The sequence below is a fragment of the Ruegeria sp. CDSA021 genome (assembly GCF_059612325.1).
Window position 1 is genome coordinate 1 of sequence record NZ_JBXWQJ010000020.1, and the last position, 26,371, is coordinate 26,371.

Sequence of the window (26,371 nt, forward strand, 5' to 3'; positions counted from 1 at the left end):
CCGACCCAAGATATTTCGGACTACAGTTTGCAAAACACGAATATGAAGGGAGAACTTATGTCCGGTCTACGAATGTCGCTTTGCTCGACGGTAATTGTCGCTGCAGGTTTTGCTTTTTCAGCGTCCGCGCAGGCTCAGGATCAGGAAGAACCCCAAACGTTGTTTACCAACGTGCACATCTTCGATGGAGTGAGTGAACAGCGCATCGAGAATGCCAGCGTATTGGTCGAGGGCAACCTGATTAAGGCCGTATCAACTGAAGTGATTGATGCCCCCAATGCTACGGTTATTGACGGAGAAGGGAGGACACTGACTCCCGGCTTCATCGAAAATCACGCACACCTGATGCTGCCAGGACCCACGTTGCCCGCAATGGAAGCCAACAGCACTTGGGAAGACCTCGCGATTCACGGCACTCAAATGGCTGAGATGTACTTAATGCAAGGCTTTACCACCGTAAGAGATGCAGGTGGCGCTAATGGAGGTCTTCGCCGCGCAATCGACACCGGGACCATTGCCGGGCCGCGTTTCTACCCTGCGGCTGCTTTTCTAAGTACGCGTGGTGGCCATGCTGATTTCGCCAACTTTACGGCGCCTGTTGGCCAGTCTTCGAACTTCAGCCGTCTGAATATGGCCCAAGAAGTCGACAGCGTCTCTGACATGTACAAGTTTGCTCGTAACAACTTCCGGATGGGAGCAACACAACTGAAGTACATGCAATCAGGCGGTGTAGTTTCAGTGTTTGACCCGTGGCAGTTGTTGGCTGGATCGACGGCAGAACTAGAAGCGGCCGTGCAGGTTGCCAACGAATACGAAAGCTACGTCATGGCCCATTCCTACCGCAAGGAAACGATCATGGCGGCGCTGAATGCTGGTGTCCGATCAATTGAACACGGGTTCATGTTTGATTGTGAAATATCGGCGCTGATGGAAGAGAAGGGGGCCTACATCACAACCAATCTCACCGCATTTGATCCGAATCTCTTCGATATTCCTGCCATTCGAGATGTCCCAGCCAGCTTACGAAAGGCACAGTCAGCTACGCAGGCTTTCGGCGACTACATAAAAAACATGAATGAGTGCCCAGCCAAAAGAGGGTTTCACACGGATTGCGTAGGTTCTGTAGCAGCTTGCAATATTCAAATTGCCTATGAAAAACATCTCAATAATGAGTTCTTTGGCTCCCACGCCTCTTTGGTCGCAATGACATCTACTGGCGGTGAAATCGCTGCTTTGTCCGGGCCGTTCATGAACCCCTATCCCGAAGGCAAACTGGGCGTTATCGAGGAAGGAGCCTATGCGGACATCCTGCTGATCGATGGTAACCCACTTGAAGACTTCTCTGTGGTTGGCACGGGTGATCAGTGGTTTGGTGCCGATCCGAGGCCGGAAAGCCCTGAAACGATCCGCCTGATCATGAAGAACGGCGTCATCTACAAAAACACACTGGATTGACCTGTCTAAACAGCCGGAGAGTATTTATGCACCATTGGTTTCGCTCCTTAGTATTTGCAGGGTTGGTTTGGTGTGGTCATCCTGTCATGGCGACGCCAGGAACCGCGTTGGACTGGTCTGACCTGCCTGACCCGTCCGCGCAGGTCTTTGAAGACCCCTATCGCGAACTTAGCGCGGAACAGTTCGACGATGTCCTTTACGTCGTACGGATGCGCGGCAGGCTACAGCAGGATAGTGGCAGCGAAGAAGAGAGGCAGAATTGGCAAGAGCTTCTGACCGAGACTGAGGATGCCTTGGTGTCAGACGGAATTGACGTCGACTGGCTACTCGATCAGCGCGAGGTTGTGACTGAACGTCGAAGAAAGGCAGGAACGAGCGGAAATCAACAATTCGATGGTCAAACTATCACACTCGCGGGCTTTGCCATTCCTGCTCCGAGTGATCCGGACGGTCGGCCTGTGGCGTATTTGGTGCCAGAAAGAGGGATGTGCAGCCACATGCCTCCTCCCCCGCCCAACCAAATGATTCGTGTACGGCTGAATGGCGACTGGACGCCCAGCTATTTCCACGAACCCGTTCGGCTGACGGGCACGCTGACGATCGATCCTTCTGTTCAGAATATGATGGTTGTGGACGGCCTCATGCCTATGAATGCGACTTTCCAGTTAGAGACGGAACGTGTCGAAACTCTGGAATCCGAGGCAGACAGTCTGGAATGGAAGCAGCGTGCCGCTGATCGTATCCGGGCGGCGAGAAATCGCAAGACCGGCGGGGCAAAGGCGTCTGAATGATTAGACTTCTAGTTGCCGCATTGAGCATTGCCTTCGCTGATGCAGCGTCGGCTCAAGGTTTGTCTGGGCCCTCTTCGGTCGAAGCTGATCTAGAGCCCGGAGATGGTCTAACTGATCCGCAATATCGTTCCGATTTTCCACGCAATGTCGCACCGAGTTGGTTTCAATGGAAAGACCGACTGGCTGAGGGTGGGTTCCGGTTCAACATTGATTACTTGGCATTGGGCCAATCCACGAATGCTGATCTGGGAACCGGCGAAGCGGCCAGCGGAATTGCGCGCCTCTACGGTAGTTGGCAGGCAACTGAACGGGGATCTTTGACATTCAAGATCGAAGACCGGCACAGTTACACTGATGTTGCCCCGCAATTCCTTGGGCTAGATGGTGGAGCCCTTTCGATCACGGGAACAGCCTTCAACGATAGTGGTCTGCTGCTGACCAACCTGTTCTGGACCCAAAGGGCCGAAAACAGTTCGTGGACGCTGCAATTCGGGCAGATTGATGTAACAGACTTTGTGGACATCTATGGATTGGTAAGCCCCTACAGTGGTTTCCAAAACCTGTCCTTCAATACCAACCCGACACTTAACGCGCCCAACCCGGGTCTTGGTATTGCCGGTGGGGTAAAGCTGAGCGAGAACCTTTACGCCGTTGCCAGCGTCTCAGACGCAAATGCTGACCCGTCTGATCCAAACTTTGATGTGTTCAGCGATGGCAATCTCTTTAAATCTCTCGAACTTGGATACACTTCCGGTTTTGATCGCATCTATTTCGACAATGTCCATTTGACTCTCTGGCATGCGGATGCGGCTGACGATGGCAGTCGAGCGGAAGATTACGGCGCTGCGTTCTCTGCCGCATGGTTTATTGACAATAAATGGATGCCGTTCTTTCGGGCTGGGGCCTCAAAGGGGACCGCAGCACTTTATGACCGGTCCGTCTCTGCGGGTCTGGGCTACTATGGTCGCAATACCGATTTGGCCGGGCTGGGCCTGAACTGGGCCGAGGCAAGAGGCATAGACGGTGACCAGTTCACGCTCGAAGCATTCTACCGGTTTTCAATCTCACCCGGATTGCAGATCACGCCATCGGTACAACTCATTTCCGACCCGCTTCTGAGCCCCAATCAGGACCAAATTACTCTGTTCGGTGTAAGAACCCGAATTGTTTTCTAATGCCGGTGAACGCAGTCGCCAATGGGTTGTGTCAAAGGGCGACTAAGGGAGATCAACAGGACTTTGTAAAGTCCGCTTTCTGCGCGTCGCCTTCATTGGAGCACCGCGCAGCATCAGTCAAATTGGGCTCACAGCAGACCTCGGTGCAGACGCAGCACAAGCCCCTGCCCCGTTCTCCACGATACATCCAACGACCCAAAGCCGAACTTGAGCACGGTTTTCAAATGCTACGGTCGCAGCCCGCATTCCGGACTTTAGCGGTAATCGCAAAATCGCAATCAATTTGGAGGTCGGGACCGCGGACAAAGTTGCCGTTACTCACTGTCTCAGGTCTGATCGGACTTCTTTCTTTTTTGCCTGTTAGCAACGCGCGTCTCAGAAGACGACGGTGTTGGTCCAGAACTTGGCTCGCCTACAGAAACCCAACAAGAGGACATCCGCGGATCTTCTTCTGTTCTAATTCTGGGTAAGTCGTCATGTATGTCGACCCACGGGATTTGACTTTCCACCCCATAGTGCAGTTCGGGTGGAAAATCGGCTGGGTTGTCAAGTGTTCCAACCCGGATTGAATAATACCCGATGTCGCTAATGTCGGTATAAATGCTCGTCCCACAATTCTTGCAAAAGGCTCGCTCAGAGAGCTTCGAAGAAGCATACAAACCGGGTTTCTCACCCTCGAAAGTCACATTTGGCTTCTCAAAAATCGCCCATGCATTCACAGGAGAGCCAAGAGCTAGTTGGCAATGCCTACAATGACAAAAACCGACTGCAACTGGCAGAGACCAGATCTGATACCGAATTGCGCCGCACAGACATCCACCTGCAGTGACCGGTTCACTTTTCGCCGCTGTGAGGAAAGGCCACCCAATTGGCTTCGCCTCTTCACCGGAAGCTGTCAAAGTCGAACGATAGGCGCGGACAGGCTGAATGATGTTTTTCAGCTTTCGATGGCCAATATCTACAAACGAATGCTCAATCTTTTCTTTGACTTGGTCCAAAACGCTCCCGGAGACGCAGAGCTCACCGGGTTTGGCAATTTCTTGAAGTCGGGACGCCTGATTGACACCGTCTCCAAAGATATCGTCGCCTATGACAACAATATCACCAAGATTTACTCCAATGCGAAAGGTGATTTTTTGTTTACTCGGGTTATCGGCTTCACGGTCAGCCATAACCGTCTGGACTTCCAGCGCGCAAGCGACCGCATCAACAGCAGTAGGAAACTCAATCAGTAGGCCGTCGCCCATCGATTTGACTACACGCCCGTTATGAGTCGAGACCAGACGTGAAACGATGCCGTCAAAGTACATGCCGAGCCGCGCCAGAGTGCCTGCCTCGTCTCTTTGCATAAGGCCCGAGTACCCTACGACATCGATCGAAACGATAGCAGCAAGTTTTCTGATCTCTGGCTTTGGCATGTGGTCAAGTTACGGCAGTTTAACAAGCACGCATAGTCTGCGTCGTTGGTTGCGATGATTATGATCCCGCCTGAATTTCAACCACGCCACATCGCATTTGAACGACTGTCTGGGGCTCAGGAACGGTCAATCAGTGAAATCTGTAACATCTGGTTTGCGGGCGGAAGCTGCCGTCCGGTACGTGGAAGGGAATATCAGCTTCTAACTCTTTTCAGAGCGAAGCTCCCAATTTAGCAGCCTTCACACGGTAAAAGGCTTCTACCGCGATCGCGGTGTCTTGTGCGCCAGTTCCCGTCAAGTCGCAGATCGTCACGGCACCAGTTGGGCGCGAAAATTGGTCCGCTCCTGAAATGATTGAACCGAGTTCTAGTACTTTTCTGCTGCCTTCGCCTAAATTCTGAAGCTCGCCGCCGATGACACACTGATCAATCACATCACAAACCACAACGTTTGCGCGCTCGAGTACGTTCGAATGTAGTTCTTGTTTACCAGGCAAATCCGACCCCATGGCAGTGATGTGCAAGTCACTGTGAAGCCATTCGGCCATGATGATTGGTTCCGTCGCAGGGGTCGTAGTGACGACAACTTGCGCAGACGTCACCAACTCCGCGAGGGACTGGCAGGGTTCCACCGGAATTCTAAGAAGATTTGCCATTTCAGCACAATATCTCGAAACAGATACCGCGTTGCGCCCAAAAACCAGAAGGCGTTCGAATCTACGCACAAGGGCGAGGCTTTCAATCTGATATCGGGCCTGTACGCCTGTGCCGACCACGCCGACAGTTTTGATTTCTTGGGGTGCCAGGTGCTTTGCAGCCACCGCACCGGCAAGTCCGGTGCGCAGGTTCATCAAATATCCGTTGTCTAGGAATATACAATCAAAGGCACCTGTCTTTGCGCTCATCAAAGCGATGATACTACTGCAACTGGGCAGTCCGATCTGCGGGTTCCGAAAGAAGCCGGTGGCGATTTTGACAGCAAGATGCTCAAGGCCATTCACAAAAGCGCCCTTTGTGTCGACAGCGCTATCCTCATCAACGTCGATATGCATAACAGGCGGCATTGAAACACGCCCTTCCGAAATCCACGAAAAGGACTGTTCGGTTGCGCCGAGCGACCCTTTGTCAATTGGAAGACAATTTCTCAACTCTGCTTCAGTGACAACCAAAGTGCCCATCGCAACTACTCCTTAGCGCGTATGCGAAGGGTAATGCATATCGCCCGCCTCACCCAGTGCTTCTTGCTACAGATCATGATTACGACTTCGCCCATGTGCCACTTGTCATTCGGCCGTGGACGATCCGTGTCATCTGACAAGACCCGCTGCCCCAAAAGACGCCAAGACCACACCAAGCTGCTGCCGATCAGTTTAGGACCATCACTGTAGCACTCAGCCGCGTACAAAACGGCCAGGCATCAACGCGCCTGACCGCCGATAGCCGTTGTGATCTCTCGCGCTGCTTCAAGGACCATTTCACCGAAATAGGCGGCGTTGGACTTGTTGATCCGTGCCGTCGGGCCCGAAACCGAAACGCCCGCGCAGGGGATACCGAACTGGTTCAAAATAGCAGCGCCTGTGCAGGACATGCCCGAGTACCGCTCTTCATCATCAAACGACCAGCCACGTTGCCGGATTAGAGAGAGGTCTTCCAGCAAGGATACCTCAGACCGATGGGTGCGATCCGTGTAGGGCTCGAAGGTGATATCAGACAAAAACGTATCAAGCGCGTTTGAGGTCATTTCAGCCAGCAGGGCTTTGCCGGTTCCTGACGCGTACATAGGTGCTCGTGCGCCGTGTGGAAAAAAGGCACGGATCGGATTGCTGGTTTCGATCTGATTGACGAACACCACATACTTGCCATCCGGCATCGCCATATTTGCAGTCTCGCCCGAGTCGCGCATGAGCCTGCGCAGGATCGGCCGACCGATCTCGACCACATTGTTGCGTTTCAGATAAGAAGTGCCGGTCCGATAGGCTTCGATCCCGATCATCCATTCCTGGCGCTGTTCATCAAAACTGACATAGCCGCGATTGGACAGGGTGGTCAGGATGCGATGCGTTGTAGCCGTTGGTACACCGGTTTCCCTGCTGAGATCGCTGAGCGTGCACCGCTCCAGCGCAGCCACCGTCGTCAATGTTTCCAACGCCCGGTCGAGGGACTGCAATGTTCCTGCCGAGCTTTCCTTGAAGATTGATTTGGGTCGTCCACGCGGTTTTTTTTGATTCTGCACCGGTATTTTCCTGTGTGATTAGGGGGCTGATTTTAGGGTTCGCAGCATTTTTTTCAAAACCAAGTTTTCTTTCCTCATTTATGAAAAATCATCTCTTTCATTTCTTTCAAGGCGTTAAGTTAATTTTTCACTCAGTGAAAAACTTTTTCGAGAAAATTGCAAATCTCCCACCTTGGTAAGATCATATTACCAATTCGGAGGAGTACGCGATGTCTCAACAGAACCCAGTTTTCATTCCGGGGCCCACCAACATCCCCGACCGTCTGCGTCTTGCGATGCAGGTTCAGACCCAGGACCACCGCGCACCGGATTTTGTCGAAACTTTCACGCCGGTGCTTGAAGACACCAAGAAGGTGTTCGGCACAGCTCAGGGCCAGGTTATCACCTTCCCGGCCAGCGGCACGGGCGGGTGGGAGGCGGCGGTGACCAATACACTCAGCCCGGGTGACGCGGTTCTGGTGGCGCGGTATGGCATGTTCAGCCACCGCTGGATCGACCTGTGTCAACGGCATGGGCTGGATGTGCGGATCATCGAATGCCCTTGGGGCAGTGGCGCTCCGGCACAGAAATTTGCCGAGGCTCTGGCCGCCGATAATAGCCATGAGATCAAGGCGGTTCTGGTGACCCATAACGAAACCGCCACCGGCGTGCGCTCGGATATCGCGGCGGTGCGCAAGGCGATGGACGCCAGCACGCACCCGGCGTTGCTGTTTGTGGATTGCGTCAGTTCACTGGCGTCGATGCCGTTTGAATTCGACGACTGGGGCGTTGATATTGCTGTGTCCGGCTCGCAAAAGGGCTTTATGCTGGCCACTGGCATGGCGATCTTGTGTGTCAGTCCCAAGGCGCTGGCCGCGATGGAGACGGCAAACCTGCCACGCACTTTCTTTGACTTCCGCGACATGATGAACGCCAACGCATCCGGTGGTTTCCCTTACACCCCACCACTGCAGCTGATCTACGGGATGCGTGAAAGCCTGAAGATGCTGTTCGAGGAAGGGCTGGATAACGTCTATGCCCGCCATTTCCGTTTGGCCGAAGGCGTGCGCAAGGCAACGGCTGCGTGGGGGCTGGAACTGGTGGCGCAGTCGCCGGATCTCTACTCGGATACTGTCAGCGCGATCTTTGTACCCGACGGCTTCGACAGCAATGCCCTGACGGATCACGCCTTCAATGCCTATGGCGTCAGCTTTGGCATTGGTCTGGGCGAGATGAACGGCAAAGCCTTCCGCATCGGCCATCTGGGCAGCCTCACGGATGTGATGGTTCTGTCTGGTCTGGCGACCATCGAAATGGCTATGGCCGATCTGGATTATCCGATCGAGTTGGGCAGCGGTGTGGCGGCGGCGCAGGCGTATTTCCGCGTGGGCCACGCCACCCCCATGCAATCCGCAGCGTAAGGAGGAATTTGATGTTGGACGCGATGACCACAGCCGATTGCCTGACCCTTGCAGATATGCGCGAGGCGCATGAGCGGATCAAACCCCATATCAACCGCACCCCGGTTTTAAGGTCCGATTACCTTGATGAACTGACCGGCGCGCAGCTGTTCTTCAAATGCGAGAGCTTCCAGGAGGCCGGGGCCTTCAAGGTGCGTGGGGCCTGTAACGCGGTCTTCGGCCTGAAGGACGAAGCCGCCAAGCGCGGGGTCTGTACTCATTCCTCAGGCAACCATGCGCTTAGCCTGTCTTATGCGGCAGGTCGGCGAGGTATCCCCTGCAACGTCGTGATGCCGCGCACCGCGCCGCAAGCCAAGAAAGATGCAGTGCGCCGCTACGGCGGCATCATCACCGAATGCGAACCCTCGACCAGTTCGCGCGAGGCAGTATTTGCCGAAGTGCAGGAACGCACGGGTGGCGAGTTTGTGCACCCCTATAACGACCCCCGCGTGATCGCGGGTCAGGCGACCTGCTCGGCGGAACTGCTGGAACAGACCAACGGTCTGGACGCGGTAGTCGCTCCCATTGGTGGTGGCGGCATGATTTCGGGCACCTGCCTGACGTTTTCAAATCTGGCACCCGAGGTGAAGATCTATGCCTCGGAACCGGAACAGGCCGATGATGCCTATCGCAGTTTCAAGGCCGGTCACATCATCGCTGATGACGCGCCGGTTACCATCGCCGACGGGCTGAAAGTGCCGCTGAAGGAAAACACCTGGCACTTCGTGTCGAATTTTGTGACCGACATTCACACCGCCAGTGAGGACGAGATCATCGCGGCGATGAAGATCACCTGGAAATACCTGCGTATCGTTATGGAGCCCAGTTGCGCGGTGCCTCTGGCGACTATCCTGAAACACCCCGAGGTATTCAAAGGCAAACGCGTCGGCGTGATCATCACCGGCGGTAATGTGGATCTGGATAAACTGCCCTGGACCCAGGGCTGAGGAGGAAAACATGAACAAGCCTGTGAACATTGACCAGCTTGAGGTTGGCTTTGACATCCCCGCAGCCATCGGAATGGACGCGTCCGAGATACAGACCCCGGCGCTGGTGCTGGATTTGGACGCTTTGGAACGCAACATCAAGAAAATGGGTGATTACGCCGAAGCCCATGGAATGCGCCACCGGGTGCATGGCAAGATGCACAAATCCGTCGACGTGGCGCGGCTTCAGGTCGAGCTGGGCGGTGCCTGCGGTGTCTGTTGTCAGAAAGTGTCCGAGGCCGAGGTCTTTGCCCGCGGTGGCATCAAGGACGTGCTTGTGTCCAATCAAGTGCGAGACCCGGCCAAGATCGACCGGCTGGCGCGGATGCCCAAGCTGGGTGCGCGCACGATCTGCTGTGTCGACGATATCGACAACGTGGCCGACCTGTCAGAGGCGGCTGAGCGCCATGGCACCCAAATTGAATGTCTGGTCGAGATCGACTGCGGCGCGGGCCGCTGCGGCGTGACCACCACGGCGGATGTAATCGCCATTGCCAAGGCCATCGACGCGGCCCCAGGGCTGAAGTTTGCCGGCATTCAGGCCTATCAGGGTGCGATGCAGCACATGGACCTTTACGAGGATCGCAAGGCCAAGATCGACATCGCCGTGGCGCAGGTGAAAGACGCTGTGGACGGGTTGAAGGCCGAAGGGTTGGACTGCGACATCGTCGGTGGCGGCGGCACCGGGTCCTATTACTTCGAGAGCACCTCGGGCGTTTACAATGAATTGCAATGCGGCTCTTACGCGTTCATGGATGCCGACTATGGCCGCATCCTCGACAAAGACGGCAACCGCATTGACCGGGGAGAATGGGAAAACGCTTTCTTCATCCTCACCAGCGTGATGAGCCACGCCAAGGCCGACAAGGCCATCGTGGATGCGGGGCTAAAGGCTCAATCCGTGGACAGCGGGTTACCGGTGATCTTCGGGCGCACCGATGTGGAATATGTCAAATGTTCCGACGAGCACGGCGTTGTTGCAGACCCCGGGGGCGTTCTGAAGGTCAATGACAAGCTGCATCTGGTGCCCGGCCACTGCGACCCGACCGCCAACGTGCATGACTGGTATGTGGGCGTGCGGGGCGGCAAGGTCGAAACCCTATGGCCCGTTTCTGCGCGCGGCAAGGCGTTCTAAGGCGAGAGAAGGATCATGAAAGATATGCCCGAAAAACCCCTGCTCATCGTTGGAGAAGACCTCTGCCAGCAACTGGTCGGCCGCGCTGAGGCGTTTGACGCGGTACAGAACGTCTTCGCCGCCATGGCGCGTGGTGACGCCTATAACTTCCCCGTCATTCGTGAGGCCATCGGCTATGCCGACGCGCTTTACGGCTTCAAATCCGGCTTCGACCGCGCCGGTCAGGTGCTGGGCGTCAAATCCGGCGGCTATTGGCCCGGCAACATGGACAAGGGGCTAACCAACCACCAGTCCACCGTCTTCCTGTTCGACCCCGATACCGGGCGGTTGTCGGCACTGGTTGGCGGCAACTACCTGACCGCCGTACGCACCGCTGCGTCCTCGGCAGTGTCCATCGCGCATCTGGCCCGCAAGGATGCCAAGGTGCTGGGCATGGTCGGCGCCGGCCACCAGTCCACCTTCCAACTGCGCGCCGCAGCTGAACAGCGTGATTTCGAAAAGGTGGTCGCGTGGAACCCCCACCCCGAGATGCTGCCGCGTCTGGGCGAAGTCGCCGCCGAGATCGGTCTGGAGTTTGAGGCGGTCACGCAAGAAGAGCTGGGCGCGCAGGCAGATGTCATCATCACCATCACATCGGCCTTTGAGCCTTTGCTGATGAAAGACTGGATCAAGCCCGGCACGCATCTGGCCTGTATGGGCACCGATACCAAAGGCAAACAAGAGGTCGACGCGGCGCTTGTATCCCATGCCACTGTTTTTACCGATGAGGTCGCCCAGTCCATCTCGATCGGTGAGGCGCAGCACGCCATCGCTGATGGAACGCTCACAGAAGACCGGATTACCTCCATCGGGTCGGTCATCAACAACGACCACCCCGGACGAACCTCTGATGACGAGATCACTCTTTTCGATGGCACAGGCGTCGGGCTTCAGGATCTCGCAGTCGCGTCCGTTGCTGCACGGCTGGCAGATCAAAGCGGAAAAGCCGAACGCGCCACGTTGTGAACACTAGGATCGGAGGACGCCACGCCCACACTCGATCAAACGATCCTGTCCTCGCTGATCAATCTGTGGGTGCTCTCGGTAACCTACTGACTAAAAGCGGCGGCACCTGATCCAGGTGCCGCCGTTTCTTTTACCAATCAGAACCCGCTCGGGTTGCACGCGGTCTTTTAAGCGTTCAGGACAGATCAGCCGATCTGTTCCGGCAACAACGCATCGGGCAGGTTCTGATAACACACCGGGCGCAGGAACCGCCGGATCGACAGCGTCCCGACCGAGGTTGCACCGAAATTGGTCGATGCCGGATAAGGGCCGCCATGCACCATGCTGTCGCAGACCTCGACCCCGGTTGGGAACCCGTTGGCCAGGACACGCCCCGCTTTGCGTTCCAGGATCGGCATCAACGAACGAGCCGTATCCAGATCGGCGTCATCCATATGCAGGGTGCAGGTCAGCTGACCTTGCAAACTGCGCGCCACGGCTTGCATCTCTTCAGAGGTCTCGGCGGTCACGATAACACCCAACGGGCCAAAGACTTCCTCGGCAAGCGCTTCATTCGACAGCCAGGTCTTGGCATCTGTCCGATACAGGTAAGGTGACGCGCTGCGCTGGTCACACACCGAAGTCAGAACCTCCTGAACGCCAGCACTTGCCGCGATGCGGGTCTGCCCGGAGCGGTAAGCATCAGCGATACCGTCTGTCAGCATGGTTTGCGCCGGAACCTCAGCTAAGGCGGCCTGTGCAGCGTCGGCGAAACGATCTGCGGCCTCGCCAGCCAACATCACGGACACGCCGGGGTTGGTGCAGAACTGCCCTGCTCCCATGGTCAGCGATCCGGCCCAGCCTTTTGCCATGTCTTCGCCTCGGTTCGCTAGCGCAGCATCCAGAATGAACATCGGATTGACCGAACCAAGTTCGCCAAAGAACGGAATCGGCGCGGGACGCGCGGCGCAGAGGTCAAACAGAGCACGACCGCCAGCCAGAGACCCAGTGAAACCGACGGCCTTGATCAAAGGATGCTGCACCAGCGCCGATCCCACGGCGCGGTCGCCGCCCTGGATCAGGCTGAACACGCCAGGATGCAGGTTGCAGCGTGCGATGGCAGCAAGGACAGCTTCGGCCACAATCTCGCCCGTACCCGGATGGGCACTGTGCCCCTTGACGACGACAGGACAACCGGCGGCCAATGCCGCAGCGGTATCGCCTCCAGCCGTGGAAAAGGCCAGCGGGAAGTTCGAAGCGCCAAACACCGCAACCGGGCCGATCGGGCGTTGGATCATTTTCAGGTCAGGTCGCGGCAAGGGGGCGCGATCCGGCAAAGCCGCGTCGTGGCGGCGGTCCAGGTAATCACCGTTCAGGATATGTGCAGCAAACAGGCGCAGCTGGCCGGTCGTCCGGCCCCGCTCGCCTTGCAGGCGGGCCTCGGGCAGACCGGTTTCCTGCGTTCCGACTTCGGTGATTGCATCGGCGCGCGCCTCGATCTCATCCGCAATGGCATTCAGAAAGGCCGCACGGTCTTCGCGGGTGGAATACCCAAAGCTCCAGAACGCCTCTTCCGCAGCCTGCGCGGCAGCATCGATATCTGCAATACGCCCTTTCGAAAACCGGTGCGACGGCCCATGCGCGGGCTGCGACGCGAAGAAATCATCCCCAGCCAACCAGTTGCCGGCGATCAGATGTTTACCATGCGGGGTGAATGTCATTGTGACCTCGTTTGTCAGAATCTTCTGATTGTGGATATTGTATCCAAAATGACCTGACTTACAAGCCCCACCTCATGACTCCTCGGCCGCGCGTTTAGAAGCGATCATATCCAGAAGTTGGTCTTTGGTGCGTTGAATATGGCTTTCCAACAGCGCGCAAGCTTCATCCACCTTGCCCGCTTGCGCCAGCCGCAGCAGATCGCGATGTTCCTTTTTGGCAGGTTCGCGCTGCTTCATCACACTCAGGTGCATCCGCACATACCGGTCAGATTGAAGGCTGACGCGATCCAGCAACTCATTGGTCAGTTTCCGCTGCGAGGCAGCATAAAGCGCCGAGTGATACTGATAGTTCAATATCCCCCACGTCCCCACGTCGTTTTCGTCGTATGACGCCTCCATCTGGGCCAGGATTTCCTCGCATCGCGCAAAGTCAGTCGATGTCATAATTGGAATGGCCTGTCGAAACAGGTCTACTTCGATCAGGATACGCAGATCGAAAATCTCACCAATCTCGCTGAGCGAATGTTTCGTAACCGACCCACCGCGATTGTTGGCCCATTGTACCAGACCTTCGGCATTCAGACGTTTAAGCGCCTCTCGGATCGGCATTCTCGAAACAGCGTATTCTTCGGCCAATGCCTCTTGGCGTATGGTTTCGCCCTCGGCAAGCTCACCGCTCAGGATGCGTTCGCGCAGATCATCAGCAATGACATCCGGTAAGCTTTGCTTGGTGATCGCACGTTTTCCTGCCATGTCCGAATATTCCTGCTGCGTTTTGGTCAGACCTATCGATTTTTCACAGTTTTTCCAAGCCGAACCGAAGATTAGGCATCTGCAGGACCTCAGCCAGGACACGCACCAGCGTGTTTAAACACCCCAAGTGTCCGACAGGCGATAGCCACCCGGCCATGGATCATCCGGGTCCAGCATGTGCTGATGAATGCCGGTGATCCATCCGCGGCCACTGATTTCGGGAATGATCGCCGCGCGATCCCCAACTTGCGCGGTGTCGATGATCCGCCCGGTGAAACGGGACCCGATGATCGACACCGCTTCGAAACTCTGGCCAGGTTTCATCAGCCCTTTCGCTGCCATAATCGCCATCCGTGCAGACACCGCCGTTCCCGTGGGCGAGCGGTCAACCTTGCCTGGCTGAATCGCCACCGCAGACTTTCCGGTGAATCCGGCTTCGGTTTCACTGAGCGGGCCGCAGAAGGCACAGAACGAGATATGGTCCCAATCCGGGTTCTCGGGATGCGAAAACCCAAGCTGTTCATTCGCGGCATTGGTGATCTTTATGCCCAGCCGGGCAATATCGCGAGCTTCGTGTTCAGCGATTTCGAAGCCCAGCGCCTGCGCGTCAACCACCACGAAACTGTCGCCGCCATAGGCCGTATCCACGGTGATCGCGCCCACCCCCGGCACCTCGAGCGGAACTGACAGCTTGTCGGCGAAACTGGGCAGGTTCTGCACAAAAATGCGCTGGGCCTTGCCATTGCTGCATTCCGCCCGCACCCGGACCAATCCACCCGGGGCCTCAAGAACCATTTGCGTTTCGGGTTCCTGCATCGGAATGATCCCGCCATCCAGCAGCACGGTCGAGACACAGATCGAATTCGATCCGGACATGGGCGGCGTGTCTTCGGGTTCCATGATGATCCACGCTGCGTCCGCTTCGGGGTGTTTTGGCGGCACCAGCAGATTGACATGGCGGAACACTCCACCGCGCGGTTCGTTGAGGACAAAATTGCGCAGCGTCTGGTCCTGCGCAATGAAACTGCGCTGCGCCCAGATCGTGTCACCGGGTGGTGGCGTGACACCCCCGACGATGACATCCCCAACTTCACCTTCGGCATGGGCCGAGATCACATGTATCGTTTTGCTGCTACGCATTTGGTTCCTCAGTCATGGTATGTGACAGGCGCCCAGCGCCCCGGAAGTCGATATGATTGTTATCGCCCATTACGGATCAAAACCGTGTGGATGCATAAGGCGTCACGTCAAGCACTGGCTTCGCATCCATGGCCAGATCAGCGATCAGCTCTGCCGTGCCTGCGGATTGAGTGAGCCCCAGATGGCCGTGGCCGAAGGCGTAAAGAACCTGCGGCGCGCGGGCCGCACGATCGATGACCGGCAGGCTATCAGGCAACGACGGACGAAAACCCATCCATTGGGTGCCGCCTTCAAGGTTCAGCTTGGGCAGAAACCGTCCGGCTTTGGCCAACAATGTGTCGGCCCGTTTGTAATTCGGGGCCAGTTTCAGCCCTCCAAGTTCCACTGCACCGCCGACACGCACACCGCCATTGATCCGTGTCACAACAAATCCATGCCCACCAAAAGTCAGGTGTGTCCGCAGGTCAAAGGCCCCCTCTGGCAGGGTGGTGTTGTAACCCCTCTCCGTCTCCAGAGGGATGTGATCCCCCAGAGACTCCGCCAATTGATGCGACCATGCCCCGGCCGCCACGATCACCTGACCGGCTGAAATTTCACCGCTGGCCGTCGTCATGCGCACACCCGCTTCGGTTGGCGTCAATGACGTGACGCCTGCAACTTCGACACGACCTCCACGCGCGGTGAACTGAGCCGCCAGATGGCTGGTCCAACGGGCCGGATCGACCGTGTTCATCCAGGTGGGCGTAAATCCTGCATGGGTAAACCGACGATCCAAACCGGGCTGAATATCGGCAATCGCATCCGGACTGTCCAGCAGATCAAAGGGGATGCCATGATCGCGGCGCAGGTCCCACGTGGGCAGGCTGGCACGGAACTCGGCTTCGCTTTCGAACAACTGCAATTGACCATCGCGCTGTATAAGAGCCTCACCATCCACTTCTTTGATCTGACGCTCCAGCGCCGCGCGGCAATGATCCATCAAATCGGCCTGCGCCGACAGCGACGCGGCATAGCGGTCCCGCCAACTGGCCCGCCAGAACCGCAGCATCCAAGGCGCAATATTCAACGCATAAGCGGGTGGCACCGACAGCGGGCCCAGCGGATCGAGCAGCCATTTCGGCGCTTTGCGCATGATCCCAGGCGTGGCGAGTGGCACGATGTCGGTAAAGGCAAACGCCCCGGCATTGCCTTTTGACGCCCCTGCCCCGGTACCTTCGCGATCCAGCACCAGAACCTGCTTGCCGCGATTTTGCAGCTCCAACGCAGCGCTGATCCCGACGATACCCGCGCCGATCACAACAATATCCGCTTTAGTGTCTTGCTGCATGGCCAGATGTTCTCAGTTATTTCGTCATGTCCGGGGGCCGCATTACACCGGTCCCCGGTTTTGGTGTGTCACAGGTAGATCCCTCCGCGGAACGGATCGTTCTGCGCAAAAATCAATTTGCCCTCGGCCATAATATGCGCCTGACCGGTCAGGGTCGGGATAACCCCACCAGTTGGGCCGGGTTGATAGCTCAGCCGATAGGGGCTGCCGATCACACTTTCCTGTATGATCTCCTCCCCCGGCGCCAGCACCCCATCCGCCGCCAGACAGGCCAGACGCGCCGAGCTGCCCGTGCCACACGGGGATCGGTCGTATTCATTGTCCGGGCACAGCACGAAGTTGCGGCTGTGAATGCCCTGCGACGGGGATTCGCCCTGCAAGATCACGTGATCCACGTCTTCTCCGTTCTCGCCGGTCAAACCCTGCGCGATACAGGCTTCGCGGATAGCAATGGTCAGATCTGTCAGGGCGCGGATGTTGCCGGTCTCCACCGCAATCGGGCTGGGGTCGACAATAAAGAACCAATTACCGCCATAAGCAAGATCACCCGTCACCTGCCCAAAGCCTGCAACTTCAATCGACACCGACGCCCGCACTCGGCGGCTTTCGATATTGGTGACGCGTACAGTATTGGCGTCCAGCAGATCGATCGAGATCAAGCCAGCAGGCGTTTCGATCCGGTGTGCACCCGGTGCGATCCGGCCCAGATGCGCCAGCGTCACCCCCAACCCGATGGTGCCATGTCCGCACATGCCCAGAACGGCATCGGCATCGAAATAGATCACCCCGGTTTCGCAGTTCGGGTCTTCAGAAGGCACCAGAAGCGCACCAACCATGCCGGGCTGTCCACGCGGTTCCAGCAGAACCGATTTATAGAACGCTTCATGCTCGGTGGCCAAACGGCGGGCACGTTCTGCCAGCGGCCCCGATCCCAGATCAGGGCCACCATCCAGGATCACACGCGTGGGCATCCCACCAGTATGGCTGTCGATCACATGCATTCAGCAATCACCCCGCCCTGGCTGGACCAGTCGGCGAACCAGGTACGGAACAGGCTGTATTGCTGTTCGCAGTAATTGCGTTGCGCATCCGACAATTCGTCGGTTTCAACAAAATGCAGGAGGTATTCCTCTTCCCCGTTCAGCACCAGCAGATGCTTGTAATACAGCACCAAATCGGTGCCCTCGTCAAAGCTGGCCAACACACCAAAGGCTTCTTCCAGCTCTCGCGCGCGCATACGGGCTTCGGCATGACCGGCCGCTGCTTTTTGGCACAAAGCAGCCAATAGCAACGCCTCTTTCGGCAGCGCCGTTCCAATCCCGGTGATCGACCCCGTAGCACCACAATTGACAAAGCCGTGATAGACTTCGGTGTCCACACCCACCATCAGCGTGACCTGATCGTCTTGCGAGGTGATATGCTCGGCAGCATAGCGCAGGTCATCCTTGCCGCCGAATTCCTTGAACCCCACCAGATTGGGGTGCTCGGCCCGCAGGGCAAAGAACAGCTCGGCCCGTGTGGCAAAACCATAGACCGGGCTGTTGTAAATGATGGCCGGAACGTCAGGCGCTGCGGACAAGATCGCCTTGAAATGGTTACGCTGCGCCGCGACAGAGGATCCGCGCGACAGCACGCGCGGGATGACCATAAGCCCCGCCGCGCCCACCTTCTGCGCGTGCGCGGCCAGCGCCACGGCAGATTTCGAGTTGATGGCGCCGGTGCCGACGACCACGGGCAGGCCGGCGTCGACCAAACGTTCAACGCCTTCCATCCGCTCTGCATCCGACAGCAGCGGCCAGTCACCCATCGATCCGCAATACACCACCGCAGACATGCCCGCCTCGATCATTTCCTTGCCCTTTTTCACCAAAGCATCGAAGTCCGGTGTCCGGTCGGCTTTGCATGGAGTCATCAAGGCTGGCATGGTGCCGGTGAAGATATTCTGGGACATTATTGATGACCTTCCTCGTTGTTTCGGGTGGCCGGTGCGTTCACGGCACAACCCGCATGGTGGCGTAATTCGACAAAGTTGAACCCACCGGAACAAGTGGGTCTGAAAAAATCCAAGGAGACGCTGAACAAGACGTCATCACTTGCATCCGCCTGCGCAGAAACAGTCGCAATGGGAAAAACCCATCAAGACAGCCAGCTTTCCGACCATGCGTTCCCCTGGAATCGTGTTCTGATAGTGGGGTATCGTATATTGTATCCAAAATCCAGCAGTTTGTCATACCCATCCCAAAGACGCAATTTGGTACGACAAACACTATCGCCGCATACCCCGCGCTTCATCAATCTGGGCCAAGCATCTCCACCTGCAAAACGCGTCACGGACGCATCACCGCAGTACGATGCGAGATCAGGAAAACCGGTCGGGTGAAAAAGCCTGAATATCGATGTGACGGCGTCGCCCCGCCATATCGTCCGCCACAAGCCGGGCCGTAGTGGCCGCCAATGTCAGCCCCAGCTGACCATGGCCAGTAGCAAAATGGACGTTATCCAGGCGATCGCTGCGTCCTATGATCGGTCTGGTGTCCGGGGTGAAGGGGCGGTACCCGATACGACGCTCGGCAGCTTCCGTTTTCAGACCAGACAAGACGCGATGCGCCCGTCGGACAAGCACGTCGGCCCGATTCCAGTTCGGCTCTGCATCCAAACTGGCGAACTCGATTGTACCGGCAACGGCCAAGGCTCCGTCATAAGGGGTAACTCCAAACCCGCCTTTGGGGTAGAAGATCGTATGTTTCAGTTCCACGCCTGGATCTGACAATGCGGTTGAGTACCCTGCCACGCCCTCCAGCCGGATTGGCACACCAAGATCTCGCGCCAAGCCTTTTGATCGTGCTCCTGCGGCCAAGACAACTTGATCAGCAGATAACTCAGCTCCATCAGTAAGCTTAACCGAACGCACCTGTCGGCCCTCGCGGTCGAACCCCGCGGCCCCTGCCCGTTTGACTGTGCCGCCACGTTTTAAAAACGTCTGGTGCAGGGCTTCGACCAGACGCTTGGGGTCGGTCACAAAGCTCCAATCCCTCAACAACGCTGCATGTTTGAAATCGGGTGCTATGGCGGGGTCAAGCTCATGGGCTTCGTGACCAGAAATTTCGTCAATAGTGCACCCAAGTTCGCGTACAAGATCAAAGGCAGCCCCCATGGTCGCCTTGTCAGAGTCATCATCAAACAGCTTGATGATGGGGCGTTCCACCAGCATTTCAGGATGACCGATATCCCCCAACTGAGCCTTGAAATCCGCAGTGGCCGAGAATGTCAGCCGCGCAAGATCCGCCGCGATGGCACGCATCTTTGATGGGCGGGCATTCGCTGTGAAACGCGCAAACCACGGCAACAATTTCAACGCTGAACTTGGACGCAACGATAAAGGTGCCTCGCTGTCCAACAACCACCCAGGCACTTTCATCATCATGCCAGGCTGCGACAGCGGAACAACTTCACCTACGGCTATGCAGCCGCATGACGCCCAACTGGCCCCCTCACCGACGGTGTTGGGCTCAAGCACTGTCACCTGATGCCCCTCAGCCTGCAGCGCCAGTGCACAGGAAATACCGACGATACCGCCGCCGACAATCGCAACCTTTGCCATCTAAAAGCGGTCCTATTGCAAATCATGCAGTTGCGACAGCAACTCCGTGCTGACAACGACGCCCTGTTGCTGCGCAGTGGCGCGGTTTCTCAACCGCCCGTCACCCGGAACGCGGGCCGTACCGTTGCCTTCGATTTCGGCACAAATACGTTTGACGTAATCATCAAAACCCGGGTTCCCGAAGCGCGCAGGATCAATTGCGATCAGAGTGGACCCGCCTTTGATATTCAAGGCGCCATGCTCCACCCGTTTGGCATTGTCCACCGATAGCGTTCCACCGGCGAGTGCTGCGCCCAGAACCTCGATCAGAAAGGCAATCGCGGCCCCTTTATGCTCACCAAAGGGTAGCAGGCTGCGGGTTTCCAGAATCGCATTTGGATCGGCAGTGGGCTGACCATCCGGGGCCAGGCCCGCCGGACGCGGCAAATCATGCCCCTCAGCCGCCGCCATACGAATATCCATCAGAGCGACCATCGAGGACGCCTGATCCCAAACAACGGGCTCGGCCCCTTCGCGCGGGCAGGCGAAAGACATCGGATTGGTCCCGAAAACTGGGCGCACACCACCCTGCGGCACCACCATCGACAGTGAGTTCACAACACCCAGCGCCACCAGCCCCGCCTCGGCCAGCGGCTCGGTGTCAAAACGCAACGCTGCCAGGTGGTGGCAATTGGCACAGGTGAAAGAGGCAATGCCGTTTTCATGCGCCATCGCAATCAGCTCGTCCCGTGCCGCGCCCGCTGCAAGCTGGTAATAGCCGTTGTCGCCATCCCCGCGCAAAACGCCGGGAGCGATACGCTCGACTTTGGGGGATGCCGCCGGATTGGCATATCCCGAGGTGAAACTTTGAACATAAACCGGCAACATGCGCAGCCCATGACTGCGGGGACCGTCCCGTTCGGATCGGGTGACGATATCCGCCAGCACGGCGCTGCCACGCGCATCCACGCCTGCCGCCACAAGGACCGATCTGGCCAATTCCCTGACCTCTTCGAGTGAGAGAGTTTTCGTCGAGATTTCCGTCATCGGGGTGATCCTGTCCTTGTGTGGCGCAACGGGGCGCGCCAGCGCCCACGTTGGGGTTAACTGCTGTATTCTCGGCGCTTTTTGGCAACAAACTCTTCCAGCGCGCCGCGTTGATCGTCAGGCATCGGAGGCCGCACATAATTGTCCAACATCCGTCGCGCGGCTTCATTGCCAACAATCTCGGCCGTTTTCGATCCCTCTGCCTCCCACTGTTCAAAACTGTCATTGTTTTGCAAGAAGTTCATATGCATCGGGTTTTCGCGCGTGTGGTCCGTACCCAGGAAATGCCCTCCGGGGCCGATCTGGGCGATGTCGTCCAGCAACGAGTCCAGATTTTCGTCTTGAAGCCCGCTGAAAAAGCGGTGGAAGTTTTCAAGCTGCATCGTGTCCTGCACCCATTTCGAGTAGCTGACCCCCAACGCCCCTTCCAGAAAACCCGCCGAGTGGACGATATAGTTCGCCCCGCCCAGCAGCACCGGCCACATCGTGTTGGCGGTGTCAAAACCAGCCTGCATGTCGGGCGACTTTGACCCGGTCCACATAGTGCAGGTCCGCCACGGCACCTGATAGAACCGCGCCATCTGACCCACTAGCAGGTTCATCAGACCCGGTTCAGGCGACCCCATCATCGGCGCGCCCGTTTTCATCGACACACCCATGATCGCCACGCCCAGAACCATTGGCGCGCCCCGACGGATGATCTGGCTGTAAGCCATGCCCGCCAGTGATTCCGCAATCAGCAGCGCCACACCCCCCTGCGGGCTGGCCGGGGTCGAAGCCCCTGCCAGTACAAAGGGCGACAGCAGGCAAGGCTGGTTGGCTGCTGCGTAAACGCGCAGGCTTTCCAGCATGGTCTCATCCCAGACCAGCGGCGTGTTGCAGTTCAGCAGCGCGGCCATCACCACGTTATTGTCCACAAACTCTTCGCCAAACACGATCCGGGTCATGTCCACCGAGTCGCGCGCCGCCTGTTCCGACAACACCGAACCCTTGATCGGCTTGTCGGTCAGAGTCAGCGCGCCATGCACAAGCTCAAGATGGCGCTGCGGAACCGGAACGTCCTGCGGTTCCACCGGCAATATGCCCGGAACCATCATCGACTGGCTCATCTGGCTCATCTTGAAAAAGTTTTGTGCATCCTCCAGCTGCGATGGACGACGCACACCGTCCAGATCATAGACAAATGGCGCGCCATAGGCGTTGGCAAACACCGAATGCTCATTGCCCACCCGCAAAGACCGCTCTGGGTTGCGTGCCGCATAAGCCCATTCCGACGGCACCGACGAAATCAGGTCCATCAGCATGTCGCGCCCGATACGGACGCGTTCGCCCTGCACGTCCGCGCCGAATTTTTTCCAGTCAGCCAATGCTACCGGATCGCGGAATTCAATGCCGGTGGTTTCCAAAATGGTCATGGCGGCATTGTGGATACGCTCGACCCCTTCGGGGCCTAGCAGATCGATCGGTCCAATCTTGCGATTCAGGGTCGACAGATAAACGGGGGGTGGGTTGGTGCGGGCCTGAACGCGTGCCGCGCGCCCTCCGCCACGGCTGGGCCGTCCTCTAGCTTGTGCCATTTCAGCTCTCCTTCTCAGGCCCGCGCGCGTGCGCTGGTGGGGTCGACGGCGCAAATGTCGATCACCTCGGCATCGCGCATTTCATTGTGAACCATCACCTGCATTTTCGTGCCCGGCGTTGTCATGTCCTGTGGCACCAGGGCCATCGCGATGTCATGGTTGCAGTAATATGAGAACCCGCCCGAGGTGACGCGCCCGATCAACTTGCCATCGGCATATACGCCCTCATCAAACATCACCGAGGTCTCGCAGAACGGCAGTTTCAGCGTCACCAGCGTCCTGTAACCGCCCTCTTCCTTTTGCTTTTGCAGCGCAGCCTTGCCGATGAACTCCCGCTCGACCATCTCGCCATTGACCTTTTCGGTCATGGCAACAAAGCGACCCAGATCAGTTTCGTATGGCGTCATATCCTTGCAAATCTCGCGGTTGATCGCGCGATAGGATTTCTCAAGCCGCATGGACTCCAGCGCTTCCAGACCAAACGGCTTCACCCCAGCCTTCAGAAGCAGATCGACAAGATGGCGGTTGTAGCCGACGGGGTGGTGCAATTCCCAACCCAGTTCGCCGGTGTAAGAGACGCGCAGCAGATGTACGCCCTTGGCATACCCTACTTCACCCATCTGCGCCGACAACCACGGGAAGGCTTCGTTCGACAGGTCGTTGTCGGTCAGCGGTTGCAGGATCTCGCGTGCTTTTGGACCGGCCAGAGCAATCACGCCCAGCTGTTCCGAGATATCCTCCATCACGACCGAGCCATCCTTGGGCATCAGGCGCTGCAACTGGTCCCAGTTGTACGCCCGCCAGTTCGGGGTCGAGATCAGATAGAAATCATCCTCGGCATACCGAACGATGGTGTATTCTGCATCCATGCCGCCTTTGTCGTTCAACATCAGCGACAGGGTCATGCGGCCAATTTTGGGCAGCTTGTTGGCCATCAGACCGTCCAGCCATTTCGCGGCACCGGGACCGCGCACGGTGAACTTGGTCATCGGCGACATTTCGATAAACCCGGCCTCTTCGCGGGTTGTGCGCACCTCAGCCTGCACCAGTTCCATATGGTTGGTGCGCCGGAAAGAGTGCTCGGGGATCGCCTCTTCGGGCGATTTGGCGAACCAGCGGGGGAACTCATACCCGTTGAAGCTGGTCCAGACAGCACCATGCGCGGTTAGCAGATCATAGGACCCCACAGTTTTCATCGGGCGCGCGTCCGGGAAGTCCTCTCCTGGAATATGCGCGTCCATGTGGGTGCCCCAGGTCTCGCGCACCTTGTCCATGGTCCAGCGTTTCGAGGCGTAGTCCGAAAAGCGGCGCGGGTCGAGTTCGGACATGTCTATACCCGGATCGCCATTCACGATCCATTTCGCCAGGCGATTGCCGACTGTGCCACCCCACAGAATACCGCCCGGCATCCCCTCGGCCAGCCACAGGTTTTCGTGTCCCGGCGCAGGGCCGGCCAGTGGCAGCTCGTCCGGGGTCATCTGAAACGGACCGCGGGTGTTGGCCTTGATACCAACCTCGCCCAAGGTCGGCACCCGTTCGATGGCGCGTTCCCACTGGGTTTCTACCGCATCAAAATCCTCGGGTAGCAGATCGGCCCCGAAATCAGGCGGTACGCGGTCCTCGGCAAACAGCTTGAGATCTTTGGTGAATTCATAGGGACCAAACTGAATGCCCCCCACATCCTCGCGCAGATAAGCGCCATAATCCTCATCCCGCAGGATCGGGAACTCCGGCAGGCCCTGTGCGCGCCGTTCCTTCAGCAGCGGTACGGTCTCGGTCGTCCAGTACTGGTGCACGATTGGAATACAGGGCAGATCCAGCCCCACCCGCCGCGCGTTTTCGCGTGCATAGTTGCCGGTGGCAAAGATCAGATGCTTACAGGTGATCTCACCCTTGTCGGTTGTCACTTTCCAAAGCCCGTTCTCCAGCTTTTCATAAGATTGCGCTTCGGTGTTCTGATAAACTTTGGCCCCTGCGTCACGCGCCAGTTTCGCCAGCGCCATGGTGATGTCAGCTGGGTTCACATAGCCGTCTTCGGTATGCAGAATACCGCCCCGGATATCTTCAGACTGGTTCAGCAGCGGGTGAACCTCGGCAACCTGTTCCGGGGTCAGCAGCTTGCATGGCACGCCGGCGGCTTCGGCAATCGAGATATACGACTGGAACTCGTCCCAGCGTTTTTCGGTGTTTGCAACGCGCAGCTGGCCGACTTTGCGCAGACCGACCGAGCTGCCCATCTTTTCCTCGACTTCAGAATAGATGCGAATGGTTTCCATCGTCATCTTCGACACGTTGTGCGAGCGTACAAAAGTCACCAGCAGACCCGCCGCGTGCCAGGTTGAGCCCGAGGTCAACGTCGTCCGCTCCAGCATCACGGCATCGGTGCACCCATTTTCGGTCAGGCCGTACAGGATCGAGGCCCCGACACAGCCGCCCCCCACAACAACAACTTCGGCATGTGACTGCATTTGAATTCTCCTCTTCCGCTGCGCCGAAATCCCGGCCAACGTTGTTCCGCGGGGCGGATACTCGGTTTGACCGGGACTATGCGCAAAACGCGCTACTTTGGGCAAATCCTTGCGCTCATGGGCCAAGATCGCAATTGCAAAAATATTCACTCTGGGCAAATTCAGCTAATGCCAATAATCCTGAAGAAGAGAAAATAACTTAAAACCACCAGATACAGGTCAGACTACCTTGCCCATTGGCCCATATGAACTTCCACCGCTCAGTTCACTGATCAGTTTCGAGGCCGCGGCCCGACATGTCAGCTTCAAACAGGCCGCAAGCGAACTGAACGTTACCCCCGCGGCCATCAGCCATCAGGTCAAAGCGTTGGAGGTCGAACTCAATTGCGCGTTGTTCCACCGCCACCACCGAGGGGTCGAACTCACCGAAAGCGGCGCCTATTTGCTGGTCTCTCTGCAACGCGGGTTTGAAGGGATCAGCGAAGCGCTCAGGCAGTTGCGATCGCAATATGATCGTTCTGGCGTCACGATTCGATCCAGTACAGCCGTCAGTTCGCTGTGGCTGACACCGCGCCTGGCGCGGTTCTGGAAGAGTTACGGGCATATCTCTGTCACGCAGGTCGTCACCGATCTGGGATACGACACGCAAAAGTGTGATATCAGTATCCGCTATGGTGACGCCTCTCGGGAACGCGGCACGTGTCATGTTCTGTTCCGAGATCGGATCATGGCCTTGGCCAGCCCGCAGTTTGTTCGCCAAAACAAAATCGAACAGTTACAGGATCTGGCCAACGTTCCCCTGATCCACCTGGATGCGCCGGGCACCGGCTGGACCGGCTGGCAGGAATGGGCCACCGGCTTGGGCTATTCGGGGTCGCTTAAATCCGGGCACAGGGTAAACAATTACACCATCGCCCTGCAAGCCGCGCAGGATGACATGGGGGCTGTTTTGGGATGGGAAGGATTGACGGCCGGATTGGTCCGTACGGGAAAACTGTGCAAGCTCTTGCCGCAGACATTATCGGCTCCGCTGGATTTTTACGTGGTGCTTCACAACAGCTCTTCGGATCGCGCGGCTTTGGTTTACAAATGGCTGGCCGAAGATTCCGAGCCCGGCGCCGAATGATACATTAGACGCGCAGC

21 protein-coding genes are annotated in these 26,371 nt (G+C 57.4%); 8 read left to right on the top strand and 13 right to left on the bottom strand.

The genetic code is table 11. The features are described from left to right. The 3 genes from AC2FLD_RS19865 to AC2FLD_RS19875 form a co-directional block, all read left to right on the top strand. Positions 1-1,455: metal-dependent hydrolase family protein (locus tag AC2FLD_RS19865; protein ID WP_496673160.1), on the top strand; the 1,455-nt coding region annotated here is incomplete at its 5' end. Positions 1,456-1,481: 26 nt separating this feature from the next. Beyond that, the gene (locus AC2FLD_RS19870) at positions 1,482-2,246 is read left to right on the top strand and encodes a DUF3299 domain-containing protein (protein ID WP_496673163.1); all 765 of its coding nucleotides are present in this window, start codon (positions 1,482-1,484) and stop codon (positions 2,244-2,246) included. After that, positions 2,243-3,421 (top strand): carbohydrate porin, encoded by a 1,179-nt coding sequence (locus AC2FLD_RS19875; RefSeq protein WP_496673166.1) that lies wholly within the window; start codon positions 2,243-2,245, stop codon positions 3,419-3,421. Before AC2FLD_RS19870 ends, AC2FLD_RS19875 begins: the two co-directional genes overlap by 4 nt. Before the next feature lie 326 nt (positions 3,422-3,747). On the opposite strand, the gene AC2FLD_RS19880 is transcribed toward AC2FLD_RS19875, so the two are convergent. From AC2FLD_RS19880 to AC2FLD_RS19890, 3 genes are all read right to left on the bottom strand, one after another. Next, on the bottom strand, positions 3,748-4,839 hold the full coding sequence (locus AC2FLD_RS19880) for a GFA family protein (RefSeq protein ID WP_496673169.1): 1,092 nt from the start codon (positions 4,837-4,839) through the stop codon (positions 3,748-3,750). Positions 4,840-5,050: 211 nt separating this feature from the next. Next, positions 5,051-6,016, bottom strand: a complete 966-nt coding sequence (locus AC2FLD_RS19885) for an ornithine cyclodeaminase family protein (RefSeq protein ID WP_496673172.1) — start codon at positions 6,014-6,016, stop codon at positions 5,051-5,053. A 239-nt stretch (positions 6,017-6,255) separates the two neighbouring features. Next, positions 6,256-7,071 carry an IclR family transcriptional regulator gene (locus AC2FLD_RS19890; RefSeq protein ID WP_496673175.1) on the bottom strand — a complete coding sequence of 272 codons (816 nt, stop codon included), beginning with the start codon at positions 7,069-7,071 and terminating at the stop codon, positions 6,256-6,258. A 209-nt stretch (positions 7,072-7,280) separates the two neighbouring features. Between AC2FLD_RS19890 and bhcA the strand changes: the two genes are divergently transcribed. Genes bhcA through bhcD form a run of 4 tightly spaced genes read left to right on the top strand, consistent with a single transcriptional unit; the run spans position 7,281 to position 11,636 of the window. Next, positions 7,281-8,471: an L-aspartate--glyoxylate aminotransferase BhcA gene (bhcA, locus tag AC2FLD_RS19895; RefSeq protein ID WP_496673178.1), complete on the top strand. Its 1,191-nt coding sequence runs from the start codon at positions 7,281-7,283 to the stop codon at positions 8,469-8,471. An 11-nt stretch (positions 8,472-8,482) separates the two neighbouring features. After that, entirely contained in the window at positions 8,483-9,457 is a 975-nt protein-coding gene (gene bhcB / locus AC2FLD_RS19900) for a beta-hydroxyaspartate dehydratase BhcB (protein ID WP_496673181.1), read from the top strand. Between the two features lie 10 nt (positions 9,458-9,467). After that, positions 9,468-10,631: a 3-hydroxy-D-aspartate aldolase BhcC gene (gene bhcC / locus AC2FLD_RS19905; protein ID WP_496673183.1), complete on the top strand. Its 1,164-nt coding sequence runs from the start codon at positions 9,468-9,470 to the stop codon at positions 10,629-10,631. Between the two features lie 15 nt (positions 10,632-10,646). Then, the gene (gene bhcD / locus AC2FLD_RS19910; RefSeq protein WP_496673185.1) at positions 10,647-11,636 is read left to right on the top strand and encodes an iminosuccinate reductase BhcD; all 990 of its coding nucleotides are present in this window, start codon (positions 10,647-10,649) and stop codon (positions 11,634-11,636) included. Between the two features lie 185 nt (positions 11,637-11,821). Here bhcD and AC2FLD_RS19915 read toward each other — a convergent pair whose 3' ends face one another. The 10 genes from AC2FLD_RS19915 to AC2FLD_RS19960 all read right to left on the bottom strand — a co-directional run bounded on the left by AC2FLD_RS19915 (position 11,822) and on the right by AC2FLD_RS19960 (position 25,228). Next, complete coding sequence (locus AC2FLD_RS19915; RefSeq protein WP_496673188.1) at positions 11,822-13,336, bottom strand: aldehyde dehydrogenase (NADP(+)); 1,515 nt, start codon at positions 13,334-13,336, stop codon at positions 11,822-11,824. Between the two features lie 72 nt (positions 13,337-13,408). After that, entirely contained in the window at positions 13,409-14,089 is a 681-nt protein-coding gene (locus tag AC2FLD_RS19920) for a GntR family transcriptional regulator (protein WP_496673191.1), read from the bottom strand. 114 nt (positions 14,090-14,203) lie between these two features. Then, positions 14,204-15,229, bottom strand: a complete 1,026-nt coding sequence (locus AC2FLD_RS19925; protein WP_496673194.1) for a trans-3-hydroxy-L-proline dehydratase — start codon at positions 15,227-15,229, stop codon at positions 14,204-14,206. Between the two features lie 76 nt (positions 15,230-15,305). Continuing rightward, entirely contained in the window at positions 15,306-16,556 is a 1,251-nt protein-coding gene (locus AC2FLD_RS19930) for an NAD(P)/FAD-dependent oxidoreductase (protein WP_496673197.1), read from the bottom strand. 68 nt (positions 16,557-16,624) lie between these two features. Then, positions 16,625-17,557, bottom strand: coding sequence for a 4-hydroxyproline epimerase (locus AC2FLD_RS19935; RefSeq protein WP_496673200.1), 933 nt, complete (start codon positions 17,555-17,557; stop codon positions 16,625-16,627). Next, positions 17,548-18,507, bottom strand: coding sequence for a dihydrodipicolinate synthase family protein (locus AC2FLD_RS19940; RefSeq protein WP_496673203.1), 960 nt, complete (start codon positions 18,505-18,507; stop codon positions 17,548-17,550). Before AC2FLD_RS19940 ends, AC2FLD_RS19935 begins: the two co-directional genes overlap by 10 nt. Positions 18,508-18,915: 408 nt before the next feature. Further along, positions 18,916-20,157, bottom strand: a complete 1,242-nt coding sequence (locus AC2FLD_RS19945; protein WP_496673206.1) for an NAD(P)/FAD-dependent oxidoreductase — start codon at positions 20,155-20,157, stop codon at positions 18,916-18,918. 12 nt (positions 20,158-20,169) lie between these two features. Next, a complete protein-coding gene (locus AC2FLD_RS19950) occupies positions 20,170-21,183 on the bottom strand; it encodes an Ldh family oxidoreductase (protein ID WP_496673208.1) in 1,014 nt (337 codons plus the stop codon). Between the two features lie 56 nt (positions 21,184-21,239). Beyond that, positions 21,240-22,760, bottom strand: coding sequence for a trimethylamine methyltransferase family protein (locus tag AC2FLD_RS19955; protein ID WP_496673211.1), 1,521 nt, complete (start codon positions 22,758-22,760; stop codon positions 21,240-21,242). A 14-nt stretch (positions 22,761-22,774) separates the two neighbouring features. Further along, positions 22,775-25,228, bottom strand: a complete 2,454-nt coding sequence (locus tag AC2FLD_RS19960; RefSeq protein WP_496673214.1) for a GcvT family protein — start codon at positions 25,226-25,228, stop codon at positions 22,775-22,777. Between the two features lie 229 nt (positions 25,229-25,457). Between AC2FLD_RS19960 and AC2FLD_RS19965 the strand changes: the two genes are divergently transcribed. After that, positions 25,458-26,354 carry a LysR substrate-binding domain-containing protein gene (locus AC2FLD_RS19965; RefSeq protein WP_496673217.1) on the top strand — a complete coding sequence of 299 codons (897 nt, stop codon included), beginning with the start codon at positions 25,458-25,460 and terminating at the stop codon, positions 26,352-26,354. Positions 26,355-26,371 lie beyond the last annotated feature (17 nt).